Origin of the sequence: Streptomyces fuscigenes, assembly GCF_021556455.1 — a bacterium.
In the GTDB taxonomy this organism is placed as follows: Bacteria; Actinomycetota; Actinomycetes; order Streptomycetales; family Streptomycetaceae; genus Streptomyces; species Streptomyces fuscigenes.
This window is the reverse complement of sequence record NZ_JAKGCV010000201.1, coordinates 1-9,835: the sequence shown is the minus strand read 5'-3', so window position 1 is coordinate 9,835 and position 9,835 is coordinate 1. Positions and strand designations below refer to the sequence as shown.

Sequence of the window (9,835 nt, the reverse complement as noted above, 5' to 3'; positions counted from 1 at the left end):
GCACCCGCGCACCGCGCGACCGCCCGCGGCAGGCGCCGCGCGGCGCGCCGTGGCCGGTCAGCCCTTGGCGTGGGCCTCGATGTCGCGCTCGGCGTCGGTCAGGATCTGCGTGACCCGCGCCCCGAAGCGCACGTCGACGTCGTGCGGCCGCCCGGTCCGCACCGCTTCCAGCAGCCCGTCGATCGCCGCCTCGAACGACTCCTGCGCCGTGCCGCGGCCCTCCGGCATCCGCTCGACGCCCCGGTCGCCGCGCAGTTCGAGCGAGTTGCCCGCGCCCGCCTGCGGCGCGCTGAGCGTCAGGCTCACCGTGCTGGAGGCGCCCGACGCGTGGCCGAGCACCAAGTGGGTGAGGTCCGGCTCGGCGCGGACGGCCGTCAGCCGCGTCACGTCGCCGAGGATGGGCAGCAGCACCGACAGGGCGTGCGGCCCGACGTCCCACAGGCCGCCCTTCTCGCGCCGCCAGGGCGACGCCGCGAACGGGCTGTCCGAGGTCCCCGAGTAGAGCGAGCCGAGCCACTGAGCGTGCGCGGTGAACCAGTCGCCCGCCGCGGCCTGTTCGTCGATCCACCGCGAAGTGGCCGTCTCGAAGCGGGCGGTGAAGAAGACCGTGGAGAACACCCCCGCCCGCTCCGCGGCGTCGGCGACCTCGCGGGCCGCGGCCGGCGTGGTGGCGACCGGCTTGTCGAGCAGCAGGTGCCGGCCCGCGGCGGCGGCGCGCACCGCCAGCGGGGCCTGGATGTCCGGAGGCAGCGCGATGGCGACGGCGTCGCTCGCGGCGATGAGCGCGTCGACGCCCTCGTCGCCCGAGTACGCCGTGGTGCCGAGCGTGTCGGCCAGGGAGCCGGCCGCCTCCGGGCGGCGCCCCCAGACGCCGCTGAGTTCTATCCCGGGGTGCGCGGCGAGCGCCGGGCCCTGGGTCATCTGTGCCCACGGTCCCGTGCCGAAAAGTCCGATGCGTGACTTACTCATGCCGCTCAGTCTGCCGTGCCGCGCGCCGCGGCGGTCGCGCGGCACCCGCGTACCGGCGGTACGCGCCCCCTACGCCCGTCCCTCGCCGCTCCCTTCGCCCTCATTCGCCCCTCCCTTCGCCCGTCCCTCGCCGCTCCCCGCGCCCCTGTCCCCCCGCTCCCCGCCCGTCCGACGGCCCCGCGTCCGGGCCGGTCCGCGCGGCGCCCGTGCGCACCGGGGGTGGTGCTACGTACACCCCCCGGCCGGGGGCCCGCACGGCTGACGCGGGGGGCGGGCTGCCGACAGACTGGGGCCGGATCCGAGGGACGGGTCCGCGGTCGGCGGGGGATGCCCGGCGCGGGAAGGGGACGGTCGCCATGGGGAAGAGAATCAGTCAGGCGCTGCGTGCGGGGGCCCGGGGGCTGCTGGCGTCCGTCGCGGCGCTGGCCGGGTCGCTGACGCTGTTCGTCCTGACCGTGCTGTCCATCGCCTTCGTCCCGCTCGGCGTGGGGCTGCTCACGACGCCCGCCGCCGTGGCCGCCGTGCGCCGGCACGCGAACCGGCGGCGGGTGTGGGCCGCCGAGTGGGCGGGGGTTCGGGTGGCGGAGGCGTACCGGCCGTTGCCGGCGGACGTGCGGCGCGGCCTCGCCGGGCAGGTGCGGCGGACCGCCCACCTGCTGAGGGATCCCGCGACCTGGCGGGACCTGCGGTGGCTGCTGGTGGACGCGAGTGCCGGAACGGTGAGCGCGATGCTCGCACCCGCCCTGTTCGCCTACGGGGTGCAGGGGTTCGTGCTGGCCGCCGGGTTGTGGGCGGCGTTCCGGCAGGACCCGTACTGGTACGCGTTCGTGCCGGTGTCCGGGCCGGCGACCGGCCTGCTCGCGGCGGCGCTCGGCGCGGTCCTGCTCGGGGCAGGCGTCCGGTACGCGCCCGACGTCCTGCGCGGCCACTTCCTGCTCACGCGCTCGCTCCTCGATCCCGGGCGCGACGAGGAACTGGCGCGGCGCGTCGAGCGCCTCACCAGGACCCGGCACGACGCCGTCGACGCGTCGGCCGGCGAACTGCGCCGCATCGAGCGGGACCTGCACGACGGCGCGCAGGCCCGCCTGGTCGCCGTCGGCATGGACCTCGGAGTGGTCGAGGCGCTGATCGAGAAGGACCCGGCCCGGGCCAAGGAGCTCATCGGCCAGGCCCGCCGCTCCTCCGCCGACGCGCTGAACGAACTGCGCGACCTGGTGCGCGGCATCCATCCGCCGGTCCTCGCCGAACGGGGCCTCGGCGACGCGGTACGGGCACTGGCGCTGCGCATGCCGGTGGCCACGGAGGTGTCGGTGGACCTGCCGGGCCGCGCGCAGGCGCCCGTGGAGTCGGCGGCGTACTTCACGGTGAGCGAGGCCCTCGCCAACGCGGTCAAGCACGCGGGCGCCGGGCGCGTCCGGATCGACCTGTGGCACTCCGGGGGCGTGCTGCGGGCCACCGTCACCGACGACGGCCGCGGCGGCGCCCGGATCGGGAACGGCTCGGGGCTGAGCGGACTCGAGCGCAGGCTCGGTACATTCGACGGCGTCCTGGCCGTCAGCAGCCCTGCCGGCGGTCCCACCGTGGTGACCATGGAGATCCCTTGCGAGTTGTCCTAGCCGAAGATCTCTTCCTCCTGCGGGACGGCCTGGTGCGGATGCTGGAGGCGTACGACTTCGAGATCGTGGCCGCGGTCGAGAGCGGGCCCGAACTGACCAGGGCGCTCGCCGAGTCGGAGCCGGACGTCGCGGTGGTCGACGTCCGGCTCCCGCCGTCGCACACGGACGAGGGCCTCCAGTGCGCGCTCGCCGCCCGCCGGGCCAGGCCCGGGCTGCCGGTGCTCGTCCTGTCCCAGCACGTGGAGCAGCTGTACGCACGCGAGTTGCTGGCCGACGGCGACGGCGGCGTGGGCTACCTCCTGAAGGACCGGGTGTTCGACGCCGACCAGTTCGTGGACGCGGTCCGGCGGGTCGCGGGCGGCGGCACCGCGATGGATCCGCAGGTCATCCAGCAGCTGCTGAGCCGGCGCTCGCAGGACTCCACCGTCGGCCTGCTCACCCCGCGCGAGCGCGAGGTGATGGAGCTGATGGCACAGGGGCGCTCCAACGCCGCGATCGCCGGGCAACTCGTCGTCACGGAACGGGCGGTGGCGAAGCACACCTCCAACATCTTCGCGAAGCTCGGCCTGCCGGTCTCGGACGACGACAACCGGCGCGTGCTGGCCGTCCTGGCCTACCTCGACCACGGCCGGCCCCAGCCGCACTGAGCCGCGGGGGGCCGGTGCGAGCCGATCCGGGGCCGGTCGCGGGGCCGTGCGGGCGCACCCGGTGGAGTGACCATTCATCCAGGGGCTCGTTGTGCTCCACGTGCGTTCCCACGACCCCTCAACCGTCCCGCCGGCCCCTCAGGGCCCCGGCGCCCCCCACGGCGCCCCGGCCCCCGGCGACCCCGCGGCGCTCCTGTCCGCCACCGGTGTCGACCAGGCCGAGGCCGCCCTCGTCGAGCACTACCCGCATCTGGTGCGCCTCGCCTACCTGGTGCTCGCACCGACCGGCGGCCGTGCCCGGCGGGTGCTCTCCGCGCACGCGATCGCGCAGCGCTCGCTGCCGCGCGGCCGGGACAAGGACGTGCGGGCGGCGCTGCCCGCCCCGAGGCGGCCGGCGCCGGGGGGCGCCTCGGATCCGGGGTACGCGCTGCTGCGGGCGCGGGTCGTGGGGCAGGCGCTGGACGCGGAACTCCCGCTGCTGCGCGCGGCCCTGCCGAGGCGGGCGCAGTTGCCCCCCGCGCTGCCCCGGATCTGGGGGCTGCGGCTGCTGCCGCGCCAGGGCGGCCCCGGTGAGGCCGCCCTCGACCAGCGGCTGGCGAGGATGGCCGGGCCGGTGCGCGCCGCGTTCGTGCTGCGCGGCCTCGAACGCCTCCCCGAGTCCGAGGTGCGGCGCGTCCTCGACGCCGCGGGCGTCGCCGACCCGGCCTCGGCCGTGACCGCGGCGGCGCGTGCGGCCGAGGGCGCCGACCTCTCCCTGCTGCGCTCCCCCGAGTTCGACGCGTGCGCGCTGCAGGCGCGGCCCACGGACCTGCTGCGGCGGCGCCAGCACGGGAAGGCCGCCCTGGCCGCGCTCGCCGCGCTCGTGGTGTGCGGGGCGCTGCTCGGGCTGCCGGGCGACGGGTGGGGCCCCGACGGGCCCGCCGCCCCCTCGTACGCGCTCAACGCGTCCGCCCAGGCGGCCCTCGACCCGGCGAAGGTGGTCCGGGTCGCCCCCACCGCCTGGCGCGACGCCACCCGCGACGACTTCTCCGCGTGGCCGGCCCGCGGTCCGCTCGCCGGGAACACCGAACTGCTGCGCCGGGCGCTCGCGGTGTGGGCGCGCCCCGGCAGCGAGGTGCAGGTCTCCGGCACTCCTGGCACGCCCACCGGGCCGCCGATGGGCCCCCCGCAGCTGCTGTACGCGGGCACGGTGGACCGGGCGCGGGTGGTGCTGTTCTACGACGGGCTGCGGGTGGTGCGCTACGCGGAGCCCGTCCAGGGCACGTCGGCGGCGGCCCTCGACTTCGCCCGCGCGGACGGCGCCGAGGGCGGCGGCGCGGACGCCGTCGTGGTGGACCGCTCCGACGGCAACGTGCGGTACCTGACGGCTCCCTGGGTCACGGGCACGAGCACGCGGGACCTGCTGGCGCCGGACGGCGCGGCGCTGCCGCTGCACCGCGACGGGGACGGCGTGACGGACGCCCTGCGCAGCCCCGCCGCGGCGGGCACGTGCACGTCCTGGGACACCCTCCAGGTGCGGGAGCGTTCCGCGGACGGCACCGGGAGCGGTCCCGAGCGGCTCCTGAGCGACCTCGGCGAGCTGACGCCCGCCCGATTGACGGCCGGCTCCCCCGCCTCGCCGAAGGACGTGACCTCCGGCACGGCCCGGGCGTCCTGGGCGCGTTCGGCCTGCCTGCTGCCCACGATGCGCGCGCACGGCGTGAAGTCGGTCAACGCCTGGCGGTACGCCGAGCAGCCGCTGCCCGACGGCGAGGGCACGGCGGACTGGGTGTGCACGCGCGGCGAGACGTGGCGCGGCACCGACAGCCGGATCATGGCGCAGTTCCAGGCCCCGCTGCCGGCCTCGGCGTCCGGTTCCGGGCAGGGCGGGAACCCGGGCGCGATCACGGCCACCGCCACCGGCTCCCCCGCGTGCGGCCCGAAGGCCCCCGAGGCCCTCGCCGGCGCGCTGTGGAAGTCGAAGGCGGGCGCGTGGTACCTGCTGGGTGCGGGCAGCGAGCAGGTCACGTCGCTGACGGCGTCGGGCGGCGTGCGGGCGACCGTGCCGGGCCGTCTGATGAGCGTGCCGGCCGAGGAGGGCAGCAAGGCCCGCCTCAAGGGCACGCTGGCCGACGGCGACTCGCTGGACACGCTGCACTGACGCGGGCGGTGAACAGCCCTGAACAGCCGCCGCCCGCGGTGGACGAGGGGCCCTCGTGGCGGGACGTGGGCCCTGGCACCGCGCGGGGCGATCCGGGCGCCGGGCGCCCCGCGCGTCCTACGGCAGCAGCCAGTCGCCGCCCAGGGCCGCCACCAGGACCACGATCAGCAGGTAGCTGCCGAGACGGGTCCGGCCGTGCCGGCTCAGTTCGATCACGACGCCGCACACCACCATGGCGAGCCCGTACACGCCCATGACCAGGACCGACTGGCGCTGCTCCAGGCGGATCCAGAGCAGGGCCGCCATGCCCGCCAGGACCACCCACCCCATCGTGACCCGGATCATGCGTGCCTGACGGGGCGTCAGCCCCACCGCGACGACGCCCTCGTCGTCCGCGGCGACCGCCTCGCCGCCCGCGTCCGGCGGCATCTCCTCGTGGTCTGATGAGCTCATGAAGCGGGAGCGTAACGGACATCCACTGCGGTCCGCCCGTTAGGCTTGTCATATGACCACGGTGACGACCCCGACGCCCCGCACGCGGCGCAGGATGGGCGTCGAGGAACGCAGGCGGCAGCTGACCGGCGTCGCCCTCGAACTGCTCGGCAGCCGCTCGCCCGACGACGTCTCCCTCGACGACATCGCGACCGCAGCGGGGATCTCCAGACCGCTGGTCTACCACTACTTCCCCGGCAAGCAGAGCCTCTACGCCGCCGCGCTGCGCCGGGCCGCCGAGGACCTCGTGCTGCGCTTCGAGGAGCCCCGCACGGGGCCGTTCAGCGCCCGGCTGCTGCGGCTCATGGGCCGGTTCTTCGACTTCGCGGAGGAGCACGGGCCCGGCTTCGCCGTTCTCATGCGCGGCTCGTCGGCCGGGGCGGGGGCGGTCGACGCGGACGCCGTGGCGGACGAGGTGCGCGACGCGGCCTACCGGCAGGTCCTCGCGCACCTTCCGGCCGCCGCCGATCCCCCGCCGCGCCTCGTGATCGTCGTGCGGTCGTGGGTGTCGCTCGCCGAGACGACCGTGCTGACCTGGCTGGAGGGACGCGAGGTGCCGCGCGCCGAGTTGGAGCTCCAGCTCGTCCAGGACTTCGCGGCCCTCGCCGCGGTCGGCGCCGCGCACGACGAGGAGATGGCCGGCCTGCTGCGGCGCGTGCTCGCCACCGAGCCGGCGGACGGGCCCTTCGCTGATCTCGCCGCCCGGCTCGGACGGCTGGGTCTCGGCTCCTGAGCGCCCCCGGGCCGCGCCCCGCGCCGGGAGCGCCGGGCATCGCCAACGGAAGGCCCCCTGCCGGGGTTCCCTCCGGAGGCGGCCCTCCGGTCAGGCGTAGCTCACGCTGACGGTCGTGAACCCGAGCGAGTGCAGCAGCCCCTTGAGCATCGCGGTGGTGTTGGACTCCGCCCGCTTGGTCAGTTCGCTGTCCTTCGCCGCGTCCGAGATGTGGCGCGCGGCCAGCTTGCTCACGGCCTGCTCGCTGTCCGGGTTGTCGGAGAAGAAGTCGCCGAGCCGGTCCAGCAGGCCGCGCTGCTTGTCGACGGTGTACGAGCGGTCCGGGTCGAGCGCGGGCTTGCCCAGTCGCGCGTGCGGCAGCCGGATCGTGGCGGTCGTCCGCTTCGCGTCGGTCCTCACGTCGTCCTTGCCGATCCCGCCGAAGTCGACGTACGCCCCGACGGTGCCGGCCCCCACGTACAGGGTGCGGGTGCCGCGGATCGCGTCAGGAAGGTACTTGGCGTCCTTCTGGAAGTCGACCACCACCTGGAAGTTGCCCTCCGCGGCCTCGTAGCGGTTCAGGTCCTGGATGGACTGGAGCAGCGTCGGTCCCGTCCTGTCGTGGCTCTGCTCCCCGAACAGGCCGCCGAATCCGGGGAGCAGGTGGATCCGGGTGCCGAGGAACAGCAGTGCGAGTACGGCGACGAGCGCCACCAGTGCGGTGCGCCACCGGTGGGTACGCGGCGGGCGCGTACCGGTCGTGCCCTCTTCCGGGTGCGCGTCTGTGGACGTCATACCTGTCAGATGTCCCGCCGGAGCCTCTTCACGCCGCCGGACACGTGCCGATTCCGCTTCCGTTTGGCAACAGGCGTGTACACGCGTCCCGTTGGGTGCCGCGCGGGGCGGGGACGGGCCCCGCCGCCGCGGGACGCCGCCCTCGTCAGCCGCCTTCGGGGGCCGCCCGCGCGGGCCCCCCGCCGTCGCCCCCGTCCGGGAGGCGGCCCGCCAGCGCCCGTGCGAGGCCGCTGCCGTCCTCGGCCACCAGGCCGAGGTGGAACGCCTCCTCGTAGGCCGCGTCGCCCACCGCCTCCCGGGCCGAGCGCTCGCAGGCGGCACGGACGTCCGCGAGTTCGGGCGTGCCGCGCTGCGGATGGCCGACCGTGCGCCAGTACGCCTGGCCCGTGCCGAACACGTGCGCCGCGCGCTCCCCGTCGCCCTGGGCGGCGACCGTCGCGGCGAGCAGGTCGAGGCCGAGCGCGGTGCCGAAGTTGTCGAGGAGCGCCGTGCGGCCCCCGAGCATGGAGCGGGCGTAGCCCTCCGCTACGTTCGGGTCGCCCGCGAACAGGTGGATCAGGGCCAGTTGGTAGTCGGCGTAGCCGCGGGCCCAGTACTCGCCGTGGGCGACGCAGGCCGCGCGCAGGGCCTCCGCCGCGCTCCTGGCCTCCGGCAGGCGGCCGAGGGCGGTGAGCGCGAAGACCCTGACCACGTGGCAGCGCAGCAGGGACTGCGACGCGAACGGGTCGCCGGGCAGGGCGCCCAGCACCGCCTCGGTCAGGACGTGCGCGGCCAGGGGGCGGCCCATCATGAGGCAGGTGAGGCCCTGGAGGTAGCAGGCCGCGAGCTTCGACTCGGCGGTGCCGTCCTGCCACGCGGCGATCGCGCAGCGCTCGCCGAGGACCCGCGCGCCGTCGAGGTCGCCCTGGAGCACGACGGTGACGCCGAGCGCCCACAGCGCGCGGGTGCGCTCCGGTCTCGGCCTGCGGTCCTCGGCGAGGCAGCGTTCGAGGTAGAGCCGGGCCTCGTGCAGGTGGCCGCAGCAGGTCCAGTAGAAGCCGACGGCGCCCGCCATGGCGGTGGCGCGCTCGGGGTCGGTGGCCAGCAGGTGGTTGAGCGCGGCGCACAGGTCGGCGTGGCTGTCGCGCATCGCGTGGTACCAGCCGACCTGCCCGGCGCCCGACCAGCCGGCGTACGCCCGGGCGACGAGGTCCGCGTAGTGCAGGGCGTGCAGGTCGGCGACCGCCTCGCGCGTCCCCAGCTCGTCGAGCCACATGGCGCCGTACTCGCGCAGGGTGGCGAGCATCCGGTGGCGGGGCCCGCCGGTGCCGGACGGCACGGCCGGCAGCGCGGGGGCGGCGGCCGTGCCGGTGTCCGTGCGCTGGACGACGGACTGGGCGACGAGCCCCGCGAGCGCCTCGGCCACGGCGTCCTCGCCCAGCGGGCCGCCGGCGCACACCGCGGCGGCGTCCTCCACCCCGAAGTCGCCCCGGAAGGCGGACAGCCGGGCCCACAGCAGCCGTTCGAGAGGCCGGCACAGCTCGTGGCTCCACCCGACGGCCGTGCGCAGCGCGCGGTGGTGCTGGGGCCACACGGTGTGGTCGACGAGCAGGTCGAAGCGGGCGGGGCCGGCCGGCGCTCCCACGCCGTCGAGAACGGGCGCGGGCGCGGGGACGCGGGAGCCGAGCCGGTCGGCGATCTCCTCGACGGTGTGGTCGGCCAGGCGCGCCGAGGCGAGTTCGACGGCGAGGGGGATGCCTTCGAGGACCCGGCAGATCTCGCTCGCGGCGGCGAGCGAGGCCGCGTCGTCGAGGGCGGCGTGCGGTGCGGCCTGCGCGGCGCGGTCCCGGAACAGCCGCAGCGCCTCCTCCTCGTCGCCCTCGGTCGGCAGCGGTCCGACGGCCACGACGCGTTCGCCCCGGATGCCGAGCGGCCTCCGGCTCGTCGCGAGGACCGTGAGGCCGGGCACGGCCGTCACGAGGTCCGCCACGAGATGGGCGACGGACTCCACGACGCGCTCGCACGCGTCGAGCACGAGCAGCAGGCGCTGGCCGGCCAGGCGTTCGCAGAGTGCCTCGACGGGTCCGCGCAGCGTGTGGTCGCGCAGTCCGACGGCCTCCGAGACCGTCGCGACCAGCCTGCGGTCGTTCTGCAGGGGGGACAGGTCGGCCCAGCAGGCGCCGTGCGGGTAGCGCCCGGCCGCCCGCCGCGCGGCGCGCACCGCGAGCCTGCTCTTGCCGACGCCGCCCGTGCCGGTCAGGGTGACGACCCTGGTGCCGTCGCGCAACGCGCGGTCGACGCGCGCCAGTTCGGCCGCGCGGCCGACGAAACTGCTCGCCTCGTCAGGAAGGTGGCCCGCCATGGGTCCATTCTGACCTGTCGCGCCACCGGCGGCCGACCCGTGCGGCGGTCCCGGCCCCGGACGGGCCCCCTCCACGGCCGCTTCGCACCCCCTGCCGCGCTGCAGCCGGGGGCCCGGTGGCGG

At 76.4% G+C, this 9,835-nt stretch carries 8 protein-coding genes; 4 read left to right on the top strand and 4 right to left on the bottom strand.

The features are described 5' to 3' along the window. Positions 1 to 57: 57 nt before the first annotated feature. Positions 58 to 969, bottom strand: a complete 912-nt coding sequence (locus L1885_RS17005) for a Gfo/Idh/MocA family protein (protein WP_235797971.1) — start codon at positions 967 to 969, stop codon at positions 58 to 60. Positions 970 to 1,325: 356 nt separating this feature from the next. Between L1885_RS17005 and L1885_RS17000 the strand changes: the two genes are divergently transcribed. From L1885_RS17000 to L1885_RS16990, 3 genes are all read left to right on the top strand, one after another. Further along, positions 1,326 to 2,585, top strand: coding sequence for a sensor histidine kinase (locus L1885_RS17000; RefSeq protein ID WP_235797970.1), 1,260 nt, complete (start codon positions 1,326 to 1,328; stop codon positions 2,583 to 2,585). Further along, positions 2,570 to 3,232, top strand: coding sequence for a LuxR C-terminal-related transcriptional regulator (locus L1885_RS16995; RefSeq protein ID WP_235797969.1), 663 nt, complete (start codon positions 2,570 to 2,572; stop codon positions 3,230 to 3,232). The genes L1885_RS17000 and L1885_RS16995 overlap by 16 nt, the downstream gene beginning before the upstream one ends. Positions 3,233 to 3,323: 91 nt before the next feature. Further along, positions 3,324 to 5,372 carry a hypothetical protein gene (locus tag L1885_RS16990; RefSeq protein WP_372481963.1) on the top strand — a complete coding sequence of 683 codons (2,049 nt, stop codon included), beginning with the start codon at positions 3,324 to 3,326 and terminating at the stop codon, positions 5,370 to 5,372. A gap of 117 nt (positions 5,373 to 5,489) precedes the next feature. On the opposite strand, the gene L1885_RS16985 is transcribed toward L1885_RS16990, so the two are convergent. After that, the gene (locus L1885_RS16985; RefSeq protein ID WP_308117336.1) at positions 5,490 to 5,825 is read right to left on the bottom strand and encodes a hypothetical protein; all 336 of its coding nucleotides are present in this window, start codon (positions 5,823 to 5,825) and stop codon (positions 5,490 to 5,492) included. 52 nt (positions 5,826 to 5,877) lie between these two features. Between L1885_RS16985 and L1885_RS16980 the strand changes: the two genes are divergently transcribed. Next, positions 5,878 to 6,597 carry a TetR/AcrR family transcriptional regulator gene (locus tag L1885_RS16980; protein WP_235797968.1) on the top strand — a complete coding sequence of 240 codons (720 nt, stop codon included), beginning with the start codon at positions 5,878 to 5,880 and terminating at the stop codon, positions 6,595 to 6,597. Between the two features lie 90 nt (positions 6,598 to 6,687). On the opposite strand, the gene L1885_RS16975 is transcribed toward L1885_RS16980, so the two are convergent. Together L1885_RS16975 and L1885_RS16970 are read right to left on the bottom strand one after the other, a co-directional pair. Beyond that, positions 6,688 to 7,371 carry a DUF4230 domain-containing protein gene (locus L1885_RS16975; RefSeq protein ID WP_235797967.1) on the bottom strand — a complete coding sequence of 228 codons (684 nt, stop codon included), beginning with the start codon at positions 7,369 to 7,371 and terminating at the stop codon, positions 6,688 to 6,690. A 145-nt stretch (positions 7,372 to 7,516) separates the two neighbouring features. Continuing rightward, entirely contained in the window at positions 7,517 to 9,712 is a 2,196-nt protein-coding gene (locus L1885_RS16970; RefSeq protein WP_235797966.1) for an ATP-binding protein, read from the bottom strand. Positions 9,713 to 9,835: the final 123 nt, after the last annotated feature.

Coding starts and splice junctions, on each gene's coding strand:
- L1885_RS16980 (WP_235797968.1), top strand. CDS start 5,878: ATGACCACGGTGACGACCCCGACGCCCCGCACGCGGCGCAGGATGGGC.
- L1885_RS16985 (WP_308117336.1), bottom strand. CDS start 5,825: ATGAGCTCATCAGACCACGAGGAGATGCCGCCGGACGCGGGCGGCGAG.
- L1885_RS17000 (WP_235797970.1), top strand. CDS start 1,326: ATGGGGAAGAGAATCAGTCAGGCGCTGCGTGCGGGGGCCCGGGGGCTG.
- L1885_RS16970 (WP_235797966.1), bottom strand. CDS start 9,712: ATGGCGGGCCACCTTCCTGACGAGGCGAGCAGTTTCGTCGGCCGCGCG.
- L1885_RS17005 (WP_235797971.1), bottom strand. CDS start 969: ATGAGTAAGTCACGCATCGGACTTTTCGGCACGGGACCGTGGGCACAG.
- L1885_RS16975 (WP_235797967.1), bottom strand. CDS start 7,371: ATGACGTCCACAGACGCGCACCCGGAAGAGGGCACGACCGGTACGCGC.